This is a genomic window from Monashia sp. NPDC004114 (assembly GCF_053603855.1).
In genome coordinates, this window is record NZ_JBSGGK010000027.1 from 12710 (window position 1) to 30826 (window position 18117).

The window sequence follows — 18117 nt, forward strand, 5'->3', positions numbered from 1 at the left end:
GGTGCGCGTAGGCGCGCCAGCGCCGGAGCGCGGGGTCCCCCATCGCGGGGGTCCCGCGCTTCTTCGCGCCGCAGGCGCGTTTGAGCCAGTACAGAAAGTGCTCACGGGGCCGGGAGACACGGGAGTAACGGGAGACAGGGAAAGGCAGACAGGGAACGGGAGACAGGCACAGGGAGACAGGGCGACAACGGGGGGCTAACGCAGAGCGACGAAGCCACTGCGCGCGGGTCGGCTCCGGCTGCCTCGGGATGTGTAGGACGTCGGAGGGCCCTGTGTCGCCCAAGCGCGCGTCATCGACCAAGGCCCGGCAGGCGTTCGACGTCTTGCGGGGTACTCGAGTCACCGATCGCATGGCAGCACGCCCATGCAGCTCCGGGTGGCATCGTGGACGCTGACGGAGAGTCCTTGCCCTTTCCGCGAGTCCGTCGCCGAATCCCTTCCGTGAAGGTTAGTATCTTGTCGCAATGGCGACGCATGAGCAGGTGGTCCAGTGGGCGCGCGAGCAGGCCGACCTCGTGCAGTCAGATATGCGCTTCCTCCCCTCGGAAGGCGGATACGGTGGCTTCTGGACTATGGAGGACGGCCAACTCAAGGGGCGCATGATGGCCCGCGTGGCTTCGGCCCTTGAGTTCATCCGGCAATACGCAGGTGCCGAGTCGGAATGGATGGCGCGGGCTCGTATCGCCTGGGAAAGCCAGGCGGACCGGGCCTCTCTTGAATCGGGCGCGCAGGCAATCGGCGAAATCCTACGCGTTTGGGCGGAGCAAATCGAGCAGGGCTCTGTTCAGCTGCCAGCGGATACAGGTCAAGGGCTCCGCTCGGTGGCCAGTTCCGACATCATGGAACAAGTTCGCACACTGAATTCGGACAAAGCCGTTCACCCGGCCGCATCGATCGTCCTCGCTGGTGCAGCACTGGAAACCGCCCTCAGAGGCGCGGTCGAGCAACTGGAGCTCGACGTGAGGGAAAGACCCGGGATCGCAGCCTATGGAAGGGCGCTACGCACGGCGAACGTCATCACGAAGCAAGACATGAAGGACGTCGACCAAATGGCCGGTTTACGAAATGACGCGGCCCATGGTGATTTCGACCGTCTCAGCCCTGAGCGTGCGGGTCTTATGGAGCAACAGGTCAACCTGTTCCTCGCCCACCTGAGCGAGCGGATGGCAGACGCGAACCCGTCCAACGGGGTCGGCTAGAGGTTTTCGGGAGGCTCTGGGGGACGTGACTTCGCATACGCCCACGGGCGTCGGGTCTGCCAGCTAGGGCTGGCAGATGTCGAGCTTCAGCTGTGCGTGAATGGACGGCTTCCGGGCTGGCTCGCATCCCTGTTTCGGCTGCGGGTGCGGCCTCAGAGTCCGGCGGTGCCTTGGTCCGCGCCCCTTGAAGCTCCCCCGCGCCCGTGCCCTCTTTGGCCGGTTCCTCCCAACACCGCAGCCAGTTCACGGTACCCTCCGCTGCGTGGGAGGCCAGCAGGGGGGAAGTCGTGAGCATTGAGGGCGTACAACCGAGGACGGGCAGGCTCGCCCGCGCTGTGTTGCAGGTCTACCAGTTTGGACCCGTCATGTCGGCACAAGCGCGGGCAAGATTGAATGAAGTCATCCATGCGGGAAAGTGCATGGACTACGCGGAGAGACTTCGCGCGCACACGGATCACAGCGTGACGGGAGCGTTGGCTGAGCAGTACGCCAGTGCCTTGGGGATCGGAAAGTTTGACCTGCGGACGAGCGTGCTGCCGATCCTTAAGGCCGCGGGCGTTATTGACTATCGTGAAGAAGGTGGTCAGCTTGTAAGTGTCGAAGAGTATGTCTCGCTAGCCGCACCATTCCTCGAGCAGGTCGAGAATGTTCTTGAAAAATGCTCGCCATCCGACGAGCAATGGGCGGCCCTCACAAGTGTCCAACTTGGGACGCTGGCACCGCTGGCTCGCCGAGACCATGTTCACAAAATCGCCTCGGAATTTGCAGATCAAATTGCACAGAACGGTGCGACATTAGCCCTTGCATCTGGGGTTCTCAGGCGCGCTAGGTCGTCCGCGCTAAATGAGGATGTCCTTTACAACCCAGCGGTGTGGGGTACTGAAGCTGTAAACATCGCACAATTCCTGCGCGGCCTGCCGGGAGGAGAGCGTGATGCACTGTTGTCCGTCGTGGAATCGACGTCCGCACGACGAGGTCTAGCACTGCCCTCGGCCGCCATACCTGAGAACATTTTGCGCGGCGCGCGTCGTGTTGGCCTTGTTCAGGCGGCGACGGTACGTTCCACGTCGGGCGGCGTGGCTTCTCAGACGTACCTCTTCCCGGCTCTAAACGTCGTGGAGGATGCTGCACGAGGCGTAACCGAGGCGCTACACGAGCGCAAACTTGTTGCGGCTCACTTCATGTTCGGTCACGAACGTGCGCTGGCAGGCCGCGGACGGATTTCTAGTCCGGTGATTTTGGTGGAAAAGCTGCTGGAGCGGGGTCGTGTAGGTCCGGCAAGCAATATCGGCACCGACTATCATCTGCTTGAAGCGGCCGGTATAGTCGCCGTCGATCCTGGCGTTGACCGGCCATTTCTGAGGCTGGTCAAGGAGGACATAGTCGCGGACGCCCTTGGCTGGTTGCGTCAGATCTATGGGAACGGTGCAGAGGCCGACAGCCGCGGTGTCGTGGTGACATCCGGCCCTGGCGTGTTTGTCAGTCCAGAGCGTGATCAGTCCAGCTTGGCGGATGATGGTGCAGCCAACGAGATCGCCGATGCGGCGATACTGTCCCTTCGCGAGGAGATCGCTCGGGTGCAGCGAGGAGAACGAGCGTGAGTGATGCGGAAGGTTCCAGCGTGACAGACGAATCGGAGCCGCAGCTGCCTCTCGAGGATGCGGATACGTCAGACGGAGCGGGGGGCGAGACGCCTAGTGAGGGTGGTGAGCCTGCGCCCACGGGATCGGTCGAGGAGTCCACGAGGCAGCCCGAAGTGGATCAAGCGATCCCGCCTGCGAGTGAGGCAGTACCCTCGCGGACGCCTCCGAGAGACCAGCCTCGCGACCGGGGAAGACTGGCATCCAGGTCAAGTGGCCGGGGCACGGCCTCCAGGTCTCGCCGTCAAGGACCGCCAAGACTTACAGATGGCGAGATCCTGGAGGTTCGTGTAGCAAACACCTGGTACGTTGAAGGCTACTTTGTTCGACGTGCCGTGAGCCTGATGCACGCTGACTTAGGCGAACTCACAGAAGTCACGGACCTCGATCTCATCGCCGTTCATTTTGATGGAGCTTGTCGTACGGTCACGGCAATCGGCGAAAGCAAGAGCGGAAGCGGTAAGAGTGCGCCGGCGGCACTGGATAGAGTCGTGTGGCTCCGAGGACTAATGGAGCTCGTGAAAGCTGAGCGTTCAGAACTGACACTGGCGACTTCTCCTTCTGGCCGATCCCGCAAAGTCGCGGCCGGCCTGGGTGTCCATATTCAGGGTGTGTCCGAGCTTGCGAAGCGGGAAAAGGCTGCGGGCGTCGAGAGGTTACAGGGGAGAGGGCCTCACTCGGAGGCGAATGCCCTGCTGGCGAAGAGGGCTAGGCAGGTGGCGTCGAACGATGTCGAACTTCTTCGCCTTAGCAAACTCCTAACGAGCGATGAGGCGTGGTTGGGAGATGCCTGGCTGTGCATCAAAAGACAACTGACGATACTTCGGCGCCTCTCCGCTCGTTATGCGCCCCAAATCGCCGACGACGAACAGTTTTGCATTCGCTGGCTGCTCGCAGAGGCACTGGTGGCGTTCACATACAACACCGTGCGACTAGCTTGGGTTGCCCTTAGGTACGAGGGTGCGGCTCTAGTCGAGGAAGTCAGCGACAGGCTGTCAGAGGGAGTGGTTCCTCTTCATGAGATGCGGCACATGTCTGACGCGATCGATAGATATATCACGGACATGCTGGCGCGTGCAGGTGCCCAACGCGGATCTATCGTGCAATCGCTAGGTGCATTCTCGCCAACTCCTCCGACTTGGAGTGAGCCATACGCTGAGTTGCTGCGACGGCTGGCGACGGGTATCCCTCACGCGCGGGACCTACCTCGATACACCGATCTCATTGCTAGTGAGCGCTTGTTGAACGGGCGCCCCGAAACGGACGAGATGCTGAATGTCCTGAAGTTCCATGACCCTGATGCTGTTCGATATGCGAATCGGCTGGCGCTGACGTTCTTGAGAGGCCAGGGGGCCATTCCAGAGCAAGTCGCAACAGATCTCGCATAACCTGGATCGCGGGCCATCACGTCCATTGGTCTGTCCGCTTTCGCTCCGAGCGGATGGCTTCCGTCGCGCACCCCGATCGGGGGATAATGGTGCGCCTTCGGCGGCGCAGCGGATTTAGCACTTCAAGGTCTCGTCGGTCGACCGCGCGTCTGGTGCAGGCGGGGCTCCGATCGGGGCCGCCCGGACTGCTGATCGACACACGCCACGTGACTACGGCAAGGCCAGACTTGCGCCCGGTTCGTCAGCGCCGGTGGCAAAGGGCTGCCCGAGTTCGGTCGTTCTGCCCCCTCCGGGTCGCTATGAGGCGTATGGTCCATGGACTGTGCCAAGTTGCGGGGAGGAAGCATGACGCAGGTTGCGGTGGCTGTGGGTCGAGAGCACATAATCAAGCTCATCAAGCCGACCCGGCCGTTCAATGCACTGCTTGAGTTGGTGTCAAATGCGCTCGACGCTGACGCGTCGAACGTCACCATTTCTATGTACAGGTCGCATCTGGGCGGAGTGCACCGAGTCCGCGTGGCCGATGATGGAACGGGCATTTCTCATGTCAGGTTGAAGACTCTCTTTGGCCAGCTCGGTGGGTCGTGGAAGACTGCTGGCACCCGGGAGACTGATTCTGGTAGACAGCTATTGGGACGCGAGGGTCAGGGCCGGTTCAGGGCGTACGCGCTTGGCCACAAGGTGACGTGGACAACTGTTGTCGACGATCCCACCGGTCGGGTGAAGTTTTCAGTGGTTGGTTCGTCGGACGCTCCAGAGACGTTTGAGGTGTCGGATCCCCAGCCGTCCGAAGAGGCAACGGGATGTGTTGTTGAATGCTTCGCCGGCGATGCCTCCATGGGAAGCCTCCTACTAGACGACGTTCGCGAACGCCTTGCCAATCGGTACGCTGGGTATCTTTTCAAGCACAGAGCCGTAAAGATCATCTTCGAAGGTGAGCCACTCGACCTCGCAGACGACTGTGCCATCGAGCAGCGGGTCGACCACGAGCTTCACATTCCTGGGGAGTCCCATCCGGTATCGGTCGAGATTGTCGAATGGCGCAAGAAGAGGCCTCGGGCGATGATTCTCTTTGGAGCCGATCCACGAACACCACTCGCAGAGATTAGCCCTGGGATCCTTGTCCCAGGATTCCATTTCAGTGTCGCGGTGACGTCCCCGGCCTTCGACGATGAGGACGCCACCCTCGCGGATATGGGTCATGAGCGATTCCAGCCGATCATTGATGCGGTTCGAGCGGACTTGCGGGCCTACTTCCAGCAGCGTCAGGACAAGAAGACTCGCGAGCTGGTGGAGAACTGGAAGGCGGCGGACGTCTATCCCTATCGGAATGAGCCCACTGACGACATCGAGGCGGCTTCTCGTGAGCTTTTCAACGTCGTCGCAGTCACGGCATCCATTGGGATTGCTGAAGATGTCGCTTCGCAAAAGCTGTCCCTGCGGCTGCTAAAGGAGGCGCTGGAGACAGCGCCAAGTAACTTGCGCCGGGTGCTTTCCGACGTGCTCGAGCTTCCCCCAAGCGATGTTGACGACTTGGCTGCCGTCCTAGAGCAGACCTCATTGTCTTCAATAATCTCCACATCACGGACGATTTCGGATCGACTGACTTTTCTGCGGAGTCTCGATGTTCTGCTCTTCGATCAAGCAATCAAGAAGTCCGTTTTGGAGCGCAGTCAACTCCATAGGATGTTGGCGGCAGAACCTTGGGTCTTCGGGGAGCAGTATGCCCTGGCCGTTGACGATAAAGGGATCGTTGAGGTGCTGAGACGCCACCTATCACACCTGGGGCGGAGCACGGCGAACCTGGCGCACGTTGAGCTGGAGGATCGCAAGACCGCGATCGTTGATCTAATGCTCACGAAGACGGTCGAGGACAGTCAGAAGCAAAGGCATCTCGTGGTTGAACTCAAGCGCCCAGATTGCACAATTGGATATGATGAGCGTCAACAGATTGAGTCGTATGCCATGGCAGTTGCAAATGACGAGCGGTTCCGGGATGCAAATACGGGATGGGATTTTGTGCTAGTGGCAAACAGGGTCGGACGAGATATTGCTAAATTGGCTACGAAGCGAAACCAACCGCCTGGCTTAATCCACGACGATCCGGATATGGATTTGCGCATCTGGATCCGCCATTGGGGCGGCATTCTAGAAGATCGTAGGAGGGCATTACATTTCGCGAAGGCGCAGCTTGATCTGGATCCGGGGAAGGAGGAGGCACTGGATGCGCTTCGGCAACGGTATCCACAGTTTCTGCCAGACTCGGCAATGTAGCCACGCTTCCTGACTGTCCTCGCCGTGTCGCGCTCGGTTCGCACAGCGGCACGGGTTCGGACCACGCTCCGCGGGCTGTTCCGGTACGCCGTCCGCACCCGCCGTCTCCGAAAGTCACCCGCCGAGGAAGTCCCGCTGCCGCACCCCGACTCGAGGACAGGCAAGGTGGTCGAGGTAGACCCGTTCCCGCTAGAGGTCCTGCTCGCGGTGGTCGAGAAGCAGCGCGAGACGGCGGGCCGGTATGCCGAGGTCACGCTGGTCCTGGCGCTGACCGGGGTTCGGTTCGGCGAGCTGCGCGGCTTGCGGGTCCGGGACGTCGTGGCGGTGCCGTATCCGGGACTGGTGGTCAAGAGGTCGATCCCGCAGTCGGGCAGGACAGGCGCCGTCATCGAGCGGGCGACCACCAAGAGCGGTCGGTCCCGGCTCGTTCCGCTGACTGAGCGGGTTCGTCCAGTTGTCGAGTCCTGGGCCAAGGATCGGGACCCTGACGACCTGCTCTTTTCGGCTCCGGAGGGTGGCTACCTCCACGCGCAGAACTGGCGTCGGGTGGTGCGCTGGACGACCACCAGCCTGGGCCGGCGTCCGCACGATCTGCGGCATACGGCGGCCAGCCTGTGGATCGCGGCAGGCGTCGACATCAAGACGGTGTCGGCATGGCTCGGCCACTCGACCGCGAAACTCACCCTCGACACCTACGGCCACCTCATGGGCACCGACGCTGACCGGGCGGCTCTGGATCGGGTGAACAAGGCACTCGGGCACCCCACGGGCACCCGGCAGGAAACCGAGCCCCAAAAGGACCTGGACGGCGAGGCCGAAAGTGGCCGGTGACCTGCGGAAACGGCGTGGTGCCCCCGGCAGGATTCGAACCTGCGACACCCGCTTTAGGAGAGCGGTGCTCTATCCCCTGAGCTACGAGGGCGGGACAGCATCGGCCATTGTGTCAGGTGACTCGGCCAGCGTCCGAATCGCCCCGCAGGGTCGGACCGGCCGCGACGTACGCTGAACCACAGGGACAACGACAAGGAGTCGCCATGAGCGGGTGGGACGGGCTGATCGAGGTCTTCCAGCCTGGGCACAAGCACCTGGTCGAGGAGATGGAGACCAAGCGCATCGAGGCGCAGATCCCGGGGTCGGAGGCCGACCCGAACAAGACCTACGTCGACCTCGACCGTGGCGTAGTCCACCTGGTTCTGCCCCCGGAGCGCTTCGGCGCCGCATGGTCAGCGGACCCAACCGAGAACGAGCCGGACCCCGACCGCTGAGGCGGCGCCCCGGCATACCGTTGGTTGAAGGTGAAGAGTCGCCGCATCCGGCGACGGAACACCAGCCTCAGGCGGCGCGCCGCAGGCGTAGCACCGGGAGGGTGCGTGTCGTCTTCTTCTGGTAGTCGCCGAAGCCAGGCCGTTCGGCGACGATCCGCTCCCACTGTTCGGTCCGCTCCGCGCCGGCGAGCTCGGTCGCCTCGACGGTGAAGGTCTCGGTCCCCACCTCGACGTCGAACCGGGGATGGGCCTTGACGTTGTGGTACCAGTCCGGGCTCGTCGGCGCGCCACCCTTGGACGCCACGATGAGCATCGCCCCGTCGTCCTCCGGGAAGTAGACCAGCGGCGACACGCGCACGGTGCCGGTCCTCGCGCCGATGTGATGGATGAGGATCATCGGGGCGCCCTCGAAGTAGCCCCCGACTTTGCCGCTGTTCTCGCGGAACTCGCTGATCACGTGGTCGTTCCAACCGCTCATACCGGTGGCAACCCACCCAACCCCTCGCCCATTCCACGCGCGCCGCCGACTCGCGCAAGTCCGCCGCGCCGATGTCGGACCCAGCGCCTAGTCTCGGGACACGCCCGACAAACGGTACGAAGGGAAGTCCAGGTGGACGCGGGATCTTGGATCGCGATCGTCACGGTGCTCGTGACCCAGGGCGTCGTGCTGTTCGGCCTGCGCGGCACCGAGGCCCGCTGGCGGCGCGAGGAGACGATGCGGCTGCTCCGCTGGGCCGCCGAGCTCGCGATCGGCCGGTCCGACAAGCCCGACGAGGCCAGCAACCTCGCCGGACTGCAGATCCTCGACGCCCTGCAGAGCTCGCCGCTGCTGCAGAAGGAGGACCAGAGGTTCATCTCCGCCGTGCTCGAGGCGATCGTCGACCAGGCGGTCGTCGAGGACGACGAAGGCGAGCAGATCGTCGCCGAGCCACCGGCATACACTGGACATGGCGAGGGGAGCGGCATATGAGTGAGAAGCCTGGTCGGCACCGCAACGGCACCGGGCGCTACGTCGTCAAGTCGGCCACACGAGCACAGATCAAGGCCGCACAGATGCTCGTCGCCCGCGAGGAGATGGGGCTGTCCAGCCCCAGCGACAAGGCGCGTGTCCTCGCCGAGGCCGAGCCGAGCGAGCCCGGCGCCGACGCCACCTGAGCGACTGACGTATGCCGCGGGCTGGCCCCCGGGCGGCGCCGCGCGCCGCATCGCCCGGTCCACTGCGGGGGCACCAAGGTTCGTTAGCCTTCTGGAATGACGGAAGCCCCCCGGACCGACCCTGCCCTCCCGGCCGAGTCGACCACGGGCGATCCGCGGGCCGACCGCGTCGCCGCGGCGGTGAAGGTCTGGCAGCGCACCCTCGTCGACCTCGGTGGACGCAACACCCTCCTGTGGTACCGCGACCTCCCGTCCGGGACGCTCGACCTCACCACGGCGCACCCCGGCGGCGTCTCGATGCTCCTCGCCGGACGCCAGACGCGCCTGTCCGACCTGGTCCGTGAGCCCCAGGCGCTGGCCGAAGCCCGTCGGCGCGCCCGCGCGATCCGGGCCAAGGCTCTCGAGCTGCGTGAGGAGCGCGGCATCGCCGCCGCCTTCATCTCGATCGGCATGGCCACCTGGTCCGTCCCCCGTGCCGCCCGGCCCCCGGCCGCGCCGGTGCTGCTGCGGCCCTGCGTGCTCAAGCCGACCGGGGCCGCCCAGGACGACTTCATCATCGACCTCGGTCCCGAGGTCGAGTTCAACCCCGTCCTGCGCGAGTACCTCAGGTCCGAACAGGGCATCGAGATCGACGGCGACGCGCTGGCCGACCTCGCGACCGTCGGCAACTCCTTCGACCCCTATCCCGCGTATGCCGCTCTCGGACACGAGTGCGAACGCGTCGCCGACTTCGCGATCGCGCCGCGCCTCGTGCTCGGGACGTTCTCGTACGCCAAGCTGCCGATGGTGGCCGACCTTGCGCTGCAAGGAGACTCGCTGGCCAACCACGATGTCGTCGCCTCACTGGCCGGCGACGCGTCAGCCCTCGCGGCGGTCCGGCTGCGGCTCCCGGAGGGCGAGCCAGACGCCGACCCGGAGCACGAGTACCTCGTGCTCGACGCCGACTCGTCGCAGCAGGCCGCCATCGACGCCGTCCGCGCAGGCGCGCACCTCGTCATCAAGGGGCCCCCGGGCACCGGCAAGTCCCAGACCATCGCCAACCTCATCGCCGCACTCGCGGCCGAGGGCAAGTCGACGCTCTTCGTCGCCGAGAAACGCGCCGCCATCGACGCGGTCGTCGGCCGGCTCGACCGCCTCGGCCTCGGCGACCTGGTCCTCGACGCGTACGACGGCCCCACCAACAAGCGCGCCACCGCCCAGCAGTTCGCGCGATCGCTCGATGCTGCAGTCGACAACACCGTCGCGCCGCACGACGCCACCACGGCGACTCTCGAGGAGAGTCGTGCGCGACTTCAGGGACACATCAAGGCACTGCACGGCATACGCGACCCGTGGGGGGTGTCCGCCCACCAGGCCCAGGAGGCGCTCGTCGACCTCGGCACGCGCAAGCCTCCGCCGATGTCGCACGTCCGCCTGGGCAGTGGCGACCTCGCCGGGCTCAGCCGGGCCCGTGCGGTCGAGCTCGGCAGGCGGCTGCGCGACGCGGCGGGGCTCGGCGCCTGGAGCCAGGACGGCGACGACCCCTGGTTCGGCGCCCGCATCCTCACTCCCGACGAGGCCGCCCGCGCACTTGACATCACGACGCGACACGGCAGCACCGGCCTCGAAGACGTCGGGCGGCGCCTCAACGAGATCCTCGCGGAATCCCGTGTCCCCGAGACACATTCGCTCACAGAGTGGCAGACAGCCTTCGAGACCATGTCGAAGGTGAGCGAGACGCTCGAAGTGTTCCGGCCCGAGGTCTTCGACATCCCACTCAATGAGCACATCGCCGCCACCTCGACGCGCGACTGGCGCGAGGCCCGCGGCGTCGAGATGGGCTGGCTCGACCGCTGGCGGATCCGGCGGCAGACCCGCCGGCTGCTGCGCCCCGGACGCCCACCCGCCAACCTCCACGACGAGCTGGTCGCCGCGAGCGAGCAACGCCAGCAGTGGTACGCCCTCGTCGGCGGCGGTGGCCGGCCCGAGATCTCACCCCGTCTCGACGAGGGCCTCACCCTGCTCGCCGGCATCACCGGCGACCTCGAGTGGCTCGACGTCCGGCTGCAGCGGGCACCGGGCACCCCCGGGCTGGCCGCGATGCCGCTCGACCAGCTGCGTGGCACCCTCGCCATGCTCGCGAGCCGGCCTGAGCGCATCGCCGTACTCCCGCAGGTGACCAACACTCTCGACGAGCTCCGCGCCGCTGGGCTCGGCCCCCTCATCGACGACCTCGCCCGACGCGGCATACCGCCCGAGCAGGTCACGGCGGAGGTCGACCACGTCTGGTGGGCGTCGCTGACCCAGGAGATCACGGTCCGCGACCCGGCGTACGGCGCCCACCATGGCGCCGGCCTGCGACGCTACGTCGGCGAGTTCGTCGACGCCGACCGGGCCCACCAGGCCGCGACCGTCGAGCGGGTGAGGTGGGCCGTCGCGCGCAACATCAGGGAGGTGCTCGCCGACAACCCCGCCCAGGAGGCACTGGTCCGCGCCGAAGCGGGCAAGGCCCGCCGCCACAAGCCGCTGCGTGACCTCATGCCGCAGGCCTCCACTGCGCTGACGGCGATCAAGCCGTGCTGGGCGATGAGCCCCCTCGTCGTCGCCTCGACCCTGCCGCCTGGGCGCTGGTTCGACGTCGTCATCTTCGACGAGGCCTCGCAGGTGCAACCCGCCCAGGCGATCTCGGCGATCTCGCGGGCCCGACAGGTCGTCGTCTCCGGGGACGAGCGGCAGCTCCCGCCGACGAACTTCTTCACCGTCGTGTCGGACGACGAGTACGCCGTCTCGGCCGGCTCGGACGAGACCCTCACCGAGGGCTTCGAGTCGGTCCTCGACGTGCTCGCCGCTGCGCTGCCCACCCGGAACCTCTCGTGGCACTACCGCAGCCGAGACGAGCGGCTCATCGCCTTCGCGAACCGCACGATGTACGAAGACCGCCTGACCACCTTCCCCGGCACATCGATCGAGTCGTCCGTGACGTTCGAGCCCGTCGACGGACAGGCGGAGGTGCAGCCGGGCGTCGACACCATCGAGACGACAGAGACCGAGGTTGCGCGGGTCGTCGAGCTCGTCCTGCAGCACGCACGGACGCGGCCGAACGAGTCGCTCGGCGTCATCGCCCTCGGCATCCGGCACGCCCAGCGGCTCGACGACGCGGTCACCGACGCGCTGCGCGATGCGCCGGAGCTGGCCGACTTCTTCGACGACGACCGTGAGGAGCGCTTCTTCGTCAAGAACCTCGAGCGGGTCCAGGGCGACGAGCGCGACGCGATCATCCTGTCGATCGGCTACGGCAAGACCCCGCACGGCAGGGTGCTCCACCGCTTCGGCCCCCTCAACATCGACGGTGGCGAGCGGCGCCTCAACGTCGCCATCACCCGAGCGCGTGTCCGCATGACCGTCGTGTCCGCGCTGCGCGCCGCCGACCTCGACCCCTCCCGGCTCAAGGCCCGGGGGGCGCTCATGCTTCGCGACTACCTCCGGTATGCGGAGGCCCGCGGCGGTACCGGCGACGAAGGCACGCTGTCCGCTGCCGCGCCCACGACGGCCGACCCGATCCGCCGCGACCTCGCCGAGCGGCTCCGCCGCGAAGGGCTGACCGTCCACGAGGACTTCGGCTCGGCTCACCACCGCATCGACCTTGCCATCGAGGACCCCTACCACCGCGGCCGCGCGCTCGTTGCCGTCGAGACCGACGGAGTACGGTATGCCGCCCTGCGCAGCACGCGCGACCGTGACCGCCTGCGCCCCGAGCAGCTCGCCCGGCTCGGTTGGACGCACGAGCGGGTCTGGACCACGGACCTGTTCCGGGACCCGGCCCGCGAGATGTCGCGGCTGCTGAACCTCGCGCGCGCGGCGATGCCCCCACCGGCCGAGCCGATCGAGCCGGTCGAGCCGGTCGAGCCGGTCGAGCCGGTCGAGCCGGTCGAGCGGGTCATGGCCAACGCGGGGACGGATGCCGCCGGCTTGCCCGCGAAGGTGAACGGAAGCGTGCGACCCGACCCGTCACGTGACTCCGTCGATCCCGACAACCCAGCCGCACCCACCGAGCCCGCGCGCCGAAAGCGGCGTCGGGTCTTCCGCAAGGGCACCGGCGCCGCGGGTGAGGCCGAGGCAGAGGCGCTGCAGGCGCGGAGGTCGGCCGGGCGCAGCCGCGACGACACCGAGACGGGCTGGAGCGAGTCCGCCGGCTCCGACCACGAGCGGGACCGCTGGCTTCAGGAGCAGCGCCCACCGCACTACGAGTGAGCTCCTCGGTCGCCCGTGCGGCGGCTCGCTTCGGCTGACCCCGTCGGATGGAATGCCGTTCGGGTGTGGGGCGTTGATGGCGGCATGAACATGACGACCCCCTTTGAGCTGCGCCTCTCGTGGGCGCAGGGCCTCTTCGAGCGCGGCGACCACCTCGCCGCTGCGACGGCGCTGGCCGAGCTCGTCGACGAGGTGGAGTCGCCCGGCACGGACACCGTCCAGCAGGGCGACTCGCTGCTGCACGCCACGACCGACCTGCGCCTGCTGCTCGCCCGTGCCTACTTCCACTCGGCCCAGCTGGGCCGAGCCGAGTCCACTCTGCGCCGGATCGTGGAGGAGTCTCCGGCCGACGCCTACGCGCACCTGCTGCTCGGGCGAACCTTGCAGCGGGCCGGCCGGCACTCCGAGGCCGCGCAGCCCCTGGCGCTCGCCGAGATCCTCGGTGGCTACGAGCGCCCCGACGCCTACGGCGCCCCCACCGGCACCGAGGTTGAGGAGACGGCCCCGCGGGCCTGACCGCGCATCACGACGTGGCCACTCGACGTGCAGAAGCACATCGAGTGGCCACTTTCATCCGGATCGGCGCCTGGAATGGCGCTGGGGCTGGTGTGGCTGCGCGCTCACTCGACCTGAGCGGGTCCGCGCGGGGTGGCGCGCAGCGCGTCGCGGATCTCGGTGAGCAGGAGGATCTCCTCGGACGGAGCCGCAGGCTCCGGCTCCTCACCGCGCTTGCGCATCTCGGCGAGCTTGTTCACGGGCAGGATGATGACGAAGTAGATGGCTGCGGCGACGCAGATGAAGGTGAAGGCCGCCGAGAGGATGAGGCCGATCGAGAATTTCGAGCCGTTGATCGTGAACTGCCAGAGCTGATCCAGCTGGGGCTTGCCGAAGATCGCGGCGATGAGCGGGTTGATCAAGCCGTCGACGATCGCGTTGATCAGCTTGGTGAACGCTGCGCCGATGACCACCGCGACCGCGAGGTCGATGACGTTCCCGCGCATCAGGAAGTCCTTGAAGCCCTTGATCATGAAGGTCCCTTTCTGTGCACACCCGTAACCCGGGTGTGGCAGCGGCGCCCGCGACGCGCCTTCGCGCCCGATCGCACATGCCGACTGGTCTGTGTGCTTCTGACTGCGTCCCGTGTGCACGAGGTGCACGACCGTGACCCGTAGTGCGTCACTTGCGGTTGCGTCGAGCCTACTGGGATCCAGTTGCCGAATGCCGGATCGCGACGACGAAGATCTGGCCCGCCTCGAGGGCGCTCAGACTTCGGGCCACATCACCCGCGGCCTGTGGCGTCAGGGCCAGGGTGACCTGCGGCGGCGCGGAGCGTCCGAGACCGGAGCCGTCGGTGCCGCCGCGGACAGCGAGCACGACGGCGTCGCTCGCAGCGAGCCGGCCGGAGCCAGTGGCGAACAGGTCGACGCGGCTCCCAGGCTGAACTCCAACGCCCTCGACATCGAGGACGGGGACGCTCATGGCCACGCGGTCGTCGGGCTGGTCGGCGAGGATGCCGCTGCCGATGAGCCGCGCCCGCGTCACGACCTCCCGCGCGGCCAGCGGGCTCGCTGCCGTGCGACCGACGACGTCGGCGACCGTCGAGAACGCGGCATCGGGACGCTGGCCGTCAGGTCGAGGGACCACAGAGACGTCGTCGGCGCCGACGACCACGCCGGCGGCGACGTCATGGACCATCACCACGGTGGGCACCCCGGCACCGCCGGCCGCGCGTGGTGACAGGGCGTTCAGCGCGACGAACCCGGCTACCGCGGCAAGTGCCGCGGCTATCGACCGCCGAGCCCGGGCCCGCCGGGCGGCGCGCCGGCGCGGACCGTTCGGCCACGTGGCACGGTCCGGTCGTGACCGGCGTCCACGGTCGCCACGGTCGGGTCGTGACCGGCGCTCACGGTGGCGACGGCGGGCGACCCCGACTTCGGCTGCGACCCCGTTGCTCCGGGCCGTCATCAGGGGAGCGCGAATGGCAGCTCGATGCCGTCGAGGCTGCGGCGGCACGGGCAGGTCGCCACGTCGTCGGCCTCGTGCGCAGGCATCTGGCCGATCGCATCCTTCAGCAGGCCCTTGAGGTGCTCGACATTGGTCGCGAAGACGCGAAGCACCTCCTCGTGGGTGACCGCATCGCCGCCCTCGACCCCGGCGTCATGATCGGTGACCATGGCGATCGTCGTGAAACACATTGCCAGCTCCCTGGCGAGGCCGGCCTCCGGCATGGTCGTCATCCCGATGATGGCGAAGCCGGCCGCTTGGTTCGCCAGGGACTCGGCCCGCGTGGAGAAACGAGGCCCGTTGATGACCACGAGCGTGCCGTCGGACACGACATCGAGGCCGGAGAGCCGTGCGGCATCGACCGCGACCTGGCGACCGTTGGGGCAGTACGGGTCGGCGAAGGCGACGTGCACCACGGGGCCCTCGCCCTCGTAGAAGGTGTGAGCCCGGCCCCACGTGCGGTCGACGATCTGGTCCGGCACGACGACGGTGCCGGGCCCGTGCTCCGGGAGCAGCGACCCGACCGCGCACGGAGCCAGCACCTGTCGAACCCCGACGGCACGCAGCGCCCAGAGGTTGGCGCGGTAGTTGACCTGATGGGGCGCGAAGCGGTGTCCCTTGCCGTGACGCGCGACGAAGGCGACCGGCCGACCCTCGACCTCGCCGATGACGAGCGGGTCGCTGGGCGGCCCGAACGGCGTGTCGATCTCGACCGTCTCGTAGTCCTCGAGGAAGTCATAGAGCCCGGACCCGCCGATCACGCCGATCTCGGCTCGGGGGCCGCCGGCCGCGTCGTGGCCGGGCTCGGCCGCTCCGGTGGGCTCGCCCTCGGTCGCGGTGGGTTCACCCTCGGCCGCTGCGCTGGCTCCGCTCGTGTGAGTCGTCATGCTGGAAGCCTAGGACGGGCACGAAGGGTGCCCACCGGCATACGGCGAGGCTGGGGACAACCGTCCCGTGGGTCAGGCGGTTGTGGACGACGCCATCGTGGACGACCCGGACGACCCGGAGGACGAGGACGACCCAGAGGTGCCGTTCGACGACGAGGACGTCGACGGGGCGCCCGACGACGGTGACGAGTCGCCCGCGGAGGAGCTCGACGACGAGCCGTCGGACGAGCCCGTGGTCGCGCCGACGGACTCCTTCTTCTCAGGCGAGCCGTCCGAGCTCGCGCCCGACCCGGCACCAGCGCGCGAGTCGGTCTTGTAGAAGCCCGACCCCTTGAACGCGATCCCGACCGGGTGGATCACCTTGCGCAGCGTCGTGGCACCGCACTCCGGGCACACCGTCAGGGCGTCGTCCGAGAACGACTGGCGGATGTCGAAGGCGTGACCGCACTCGGGGCACGCATAGGAGTACGTGGGCATAGGTGGGACCTCAGGCGTCGGGGGAGAAGTGGACCGGGGACCAGTTTACGGCCACCCGGCGAGTCGACCGCCACGGCTGATGGCGCGGATGCGCTGCTCAGTGCGGGCCCGCGCCCGGCTGGTGGTCACGACGAGCAGCTTGTCGCCGTGCTTGACCGTCGTGTGCGGCTCGGGCACGAAGCTCTCACCCTCACGCACCACGAGGGTGACCATGGCTCCGCGGGGCAGCCGCAGCTCGAAGATCGCGACGCCGTGCAGTCGCGACTCGTGACCGACGCTGACCTGCAGGACGTCGGCCCCGATCTCGATGAGCGAGGTGCTCTCGAGGTCGACGTCGACCGAGTGGACCTGCTCGGTGAGTCCGAGCCGCCGCGCGACCCACGGCAGCGTCGGGCCCTGCACGATCGTGAAGATCACGACCAGCATGAAGACGAGGTCGAAGACCCACCGGGTGTCTGCGGGATGCGAGGTCAGCGGCACGGTGGCGAGCACGACGGGCACGGCCCCACGCAGGCCCGCCCACGACAGGAACGCCTGGTCGCGCCAGGGCACCCGGAACCACGTGGTGGAGGCCATCACCGACAGGGGCCGCGCGACGAGCAGGAGCACGATGCCGATGACGAGAGCGTTGCGGAGCTGTTCGTCGAGCCGGGCGGGGTCGGCGAGCAGCCCGAGCATCACGAACAGCCCGATCTGGGCGATCCAGCCCAGTGCCGTGGCGAAGCTCTGGAAGGCCGTCCGGTTCGGCAGGCCCATGTTGGCCAGCACGAGTGCCGCCAGGTACGTCGCGAGGAAGCCGGAGACGTGGAAGGCGGCGCCCACGGCATACGCGAGCACGGTGAGCGCGATGACACCGATCGAGAAGAGAGCGGACGACCCGCCCGCGACCCGGCGCAGCACCTGGCCGCCGAGCCAGCCGATGGCGATGCCCACGACCGCACCACCGGCGAGCTCGAGCGTCGCCATGCCGAGCAGGTGGTACCAGGGCTCGATCTCCGCACCCGGTAGACCTTGGGCAGTGAAGGCGACGACGAGGATGACGACCGGGGCGTCGTTGAAGCCGGACTCGGCCTCGAGCATGCCCGAGATGCGTTTCGGCAAAGGGACGTTGCGCAGCACGGCGAAGACTGCGGCGGCGTCGGTCGAGGAGATGATGGCGCCGATGAGCAGCGAGGTGGTCCAGTCCAGCGGCAGGAACGTGTGGGCAGCGACGGCCACCACGGCCACGGACACGACGACACCGAGGGTCGCCAGCACCGCGGCGGGCGCGATCGACTGCCGGATGTTGTCCCACGACGTCGTCAGTCCGCCCTCGGCGAGGATGAGCACCAGCGCGGCGTAGCCGAGCAACCGCGTGATCGGCGGGCTGTTGAAGTCGATCCCGACGGGGCTCGAGCTCCCGAGGGCGATCCCGAGGCCGAGGTAGATGAGCAGGGACGGCAGGCCCGATCGAACGGAGAGCCGCACCGCTGCGACGGCCACGAGCAGGACCAGCGAGCCGAGCAGCAGCACACGCGTCAGGTCGTCGAGGCTCATCCCCGGCGACGTGCTGGACGCGAGCGAGATCACGGGCGGCTCCTGAGGTGTCTGCCAATCCA

Annotated in this window: 16 protein-coding genes, 1 tRNA gene and 1 pseudogene; 11 read left to right on the plus strand and 7 right to left on the minus strand. The window is 67.2% G+C overall.

The window, feature by feature from the left end; genetic code table 11:
- Positions 1-464: 464 nt before the first annotated feature.
- The 5 genes from ACWEOW_RS23330 to ACWEOW_RS23350 all read left to right on the plus strand — a co-directional run bounded on the left by ACWEOW_RS23330 (position 465) and on the right by ACWEOW_RS23350 (position 7332).
- Entirely contained in the window at positions 465-1199 is a 735-nt protein-coding gene (locus ACWEOW_RS23330) for a hypothetical protein (protein ID WP_452271643.1), read from the plus strand.
- Between the two features lie 335 nt (positions 1200-1534).
- The gene (locus tag ACWEOW_RS23335) at positions 1535-2800 is read left to right on the plus strand and encodes a hypothetical protein (RefSeq protein WP_452271644.1); all 1266 of its coding nucleotides are present in this window, start codon (positions 1535-1537) and stop codon (positions 2798-2800) included.
- A 374-nt stretch (positions 2801-3174) separates the two neighbouring features.
- Positions 3175-4227, plus strand: coding sequence for a hypothetical protein (locus tag ACWEOW_RS23340; protein WP_452271645.1), 1053 nt, complete (start codon positions 3175-3177; stop codon positions 4225-4227).
- Between the two features lie 345 nt (positions 4228-4572).
- The gene (locus ACWEOW_RS23345) at positions 4573-6501 is read left to right on the plus strand and encodes an ATP-binding protein (RefSeq protein WP_452271646.1); all 1929 of its coding nucleotides are present in this window, start codon (positions 4573-4575) and stop codon (positions 6499-6501) included.
- A 165-nt stretch (positions 6502-6666) separates the two neighbouring features.
- Positions 6667-7332 (plus strand): tyrosine-type recombinase/integrase, encoded by a 666-nt coding sequence (locus ACWEOW_RS23350; protein ID WP_452271647.1) that lies wholly within the window; start codon positions 6667-6669, stop codon positions 7330-7332.
- A 15-nt stretch (positions 7333-7347) separates the two neighbouring features.
- On the opposite strand, the gene ACWEOW_RS23355 is transcribed toward ACWEOW_RS23350, so the two are convergent.
- Positions 7348-7423 (minus strand) — tRNA-Arg (locus ACWEOW_RS23355).
- A gap of 112 nt (positions 7424-7535) precedes the next feature.
- On the opposite strand from ACWEOW_RS23355, the gene ACWEOW_RS23360 reads away from it, so the two are divergent.
- Complete coding sequence (locus ACWEOW_RS23360) at positions 7536-7766, plus strand: DUF6191 domain-containing protein (RefSeq protein WP_452271648.1); 231 nt, start codon at positions 7536-7538, stop codon at positions 7764-7766.
- Positions 7767-7833: 67 nt separating this feature from the next.
- Here the strand turns inward: ACWEOW_RS23360 and ACWEOW_RS23365 are convergent, their stop codons facing one another.
- Positions 7834-8244: a nitroreductase family deazaflavin-dependent oxidoreductase gene (locus ACWEOW_RS23365; protein WP_452271649.1), complete on the minus strand. Its 411-nt coding sequence runs from the start codon at positions 8242-8244 to the stop codon at positions 7834-7836.
- 132 nt (positions 8245-8376) lie between these two features.
- On the opposite strand from ACWEOW_RS23365, the gene ACWEOW_RS23370 reads away from it, so the two are divergent.
- From ACWEOW_RS23370 to ACWEOW_RS23385, 4 genes are all read left to right on the plus strand, one after another.
- Positions 8377-8736 (plus strand): hypothetical protein, encoded by a 360-nt coding sequence (locus tag ACWEOW_RS23370; RefSeq protein ID WP_452271650.1) that lies wholly within the window; start codon positions 8377-8379, stop codon positions 8734-8736.
- The gene (locus ACWEOW_RS23375; protein ID WP_452271651.1) at positions 8733-8921 is read left to right on the plus strand and encodes a hypothetical protein; all 189 of its coding nucleotides are present in this window, start codon (positions 8733-8735) and stop codon (positions 8919-8921) included. The genes ACWEOW_RS23370 and ACWEOW_RS23375 overlap by 4 nt, the downstream gene beginning before the upstream one ends.
- A 96-nt stretch (positions 8922-9017) precedes the next feature.
- Entirely contained in the window at positions 9018-13151 is a 4134-nt protein-coding gene (locus tag ACWEOW_RS23380) for an AAA domain-containing protein (RefSeq protein ID WP_452271652.1), read from the plus strand.
- Positions 13152-13241: 90 nt separating this feature from the next.
- On the plus strand, positions 13242-13667 hold the full coding sequence (locus ACWEOW_RS23385) for a tetratricopeptide repeat protein (protein WP_452271653.1): 426 nt from the start codon (positions 13242-13244) through the stop codon (positions 13665-13667).
- Between the two features lie 104 nt (positions 13668-13771).
- Here ACWEOW_RS23385 and mscL read toward each other — a convergent pair whose 3' ends face one another.
- The 3 genes from mscL to ACWEOW_RS23400 form a co-directional block, all read right to left on the minus strand.
- Positions 13772-14179, minus strand: coding sequence for a large conductance mechanosensitive channel protein MscL (gene mscL / locus ACWEOW_RS23390; protein WP_452271654.1), 408 nt, complete (start codon positions 14177-14179; stop codon positions 13772-13774).
- A 169-nt stretch (positions 14180-14348) separates the two neighbouring features.
- On the minus strand, positions 14349-14861 hold the full coding sequence (locus ACWEOW_RS23395; RefSeq protein ID WP_452271655.1) for an SAF domain-containing protein: 513 nt from the start codon (positions 14859-14861) through the stop codon (positions 14349-14351).
- A 254-nt stretch (positions 14862-15115) separates the two neighbouring features.
- Positions 15116-16042: an S-methyl-5'-thioadenosine phosphorylase gene (locus tag ACWEOW_RS23400; RefSeq protein ID WP_452271656.1), complete on the minus strand. Its 927-nt coding sequence runs from the start codon at positions 16040-16042 to the stop codon at positions 15116-15118.
- Between the two features lie 67 nt (positions 16043-16109).
- On the opposite strand from ACWEOW_RS23400, the gene ACWEOW_RS23405 reads away from it, so the two are divergent.
- Entirely contained in the window at positions 16110-16361 is a 252-nt protein-coding gene (locus ACWEOW_RS23405) for a hypothetical protein (RefSeq protein WP_452271677.1), read from the plus strand.
- Positions 16362-16375: 14 nt separating this feature from the next.
- Here ACWEOW_RS23405 and ACWEOW_RS23410 read toward each other — a convergent pair.
- Together ACWEOW_RS23410 and ACWEOW_RS23415 are read right to left on the minus strand one after the other, a co-directional pair.
- Positions 16376-16519 (minus strand): annotated as a pseudogene (locus ACWEOW_RS23410) (FmdB family zinc ribbon protein); the annotation flags it as partial.
- 45 nt (positions 16520-16564) lie between these two features.
- Positions 16565-18088 (minus strand): potassium/proton antiporter, encoded by a 1524-nt coding sequence (locus ACWEOW_RS23415; protein ID WP_452271657.1) that lies wholly within the window; start codon positions 18086-18088, stop codon positions 16565-16567.
- Between the last annotated feature and the right edge of the window lie 29 nt (positions 18089-18117).

Bases quoted from the DNA above. Each gene is read 5' to 3' on its own strand.
- ACWEOW_RS23330 (WP_452271643.1), top strand. From the start codon at position 465: ATGGCGACGCATGAGCAGGTGGTCCAGTGGGCGCGCGAGCAGGCCGAC.
- ACWEOW_RS23345 (WP_452271646.1), top strand. From the start codon at position 4,573: ATGACGCAGGTTGCGGTGGCTGTGGGTCGAGAGCACATAATCAAGCTC.
- ACWEOW_RS23360 (WP_452271648.1), top strand. From the start codon at position 7,536: ATGAGCGGGTGGGACGGGCTGATCGAGGTCTTCCAGCCTGGGCACAAG.
- ACWEOW_RS23365 (WP_452271649.1), bottom strand. From the start codon at position 8,244: ATGAGCGGTTGGAACGACCACGTGATCAGCGAGTTCCGCGAGAACAGC.
- ACWEOW_RS23375 (WP_452271651.1), top strand. From the start codon at position 8,733: ATGAGTGAGAAGCCTGGTCGGCACCGCAACGGCACCGGGCGCTACGTC.
- ACWEOW_RS23380 (WP_452271652.1), top strand. From the start codon at position 9,018: ATGACGGAAGCCCCCCGGACCGACCCTGCCCTCCCGGCCGAGTCGACC.
- ACWEOW_RS23385 (WP_452271653.1), top strand. From the start codon at position 13,242: ATGACGACCCCCTTTGAGCTGCGCCTCTCGTGGGCGCAGGGCCTCTTC.
- mscL (WP_452271654.1), bottom strand. From the start codon at position 14,179: ATGATCAAGGGCTTCAAGGACTTCCTGATGCGCGGGAACGTCATCGAC.
- ACWEOW_RS23400 (WP_452271656.1), bottom strand. From the start codon at position 16,042: ATGACGACTCACACGAGCGGAGCCAGCGCAGCGGCCGAGGGTGAACCC.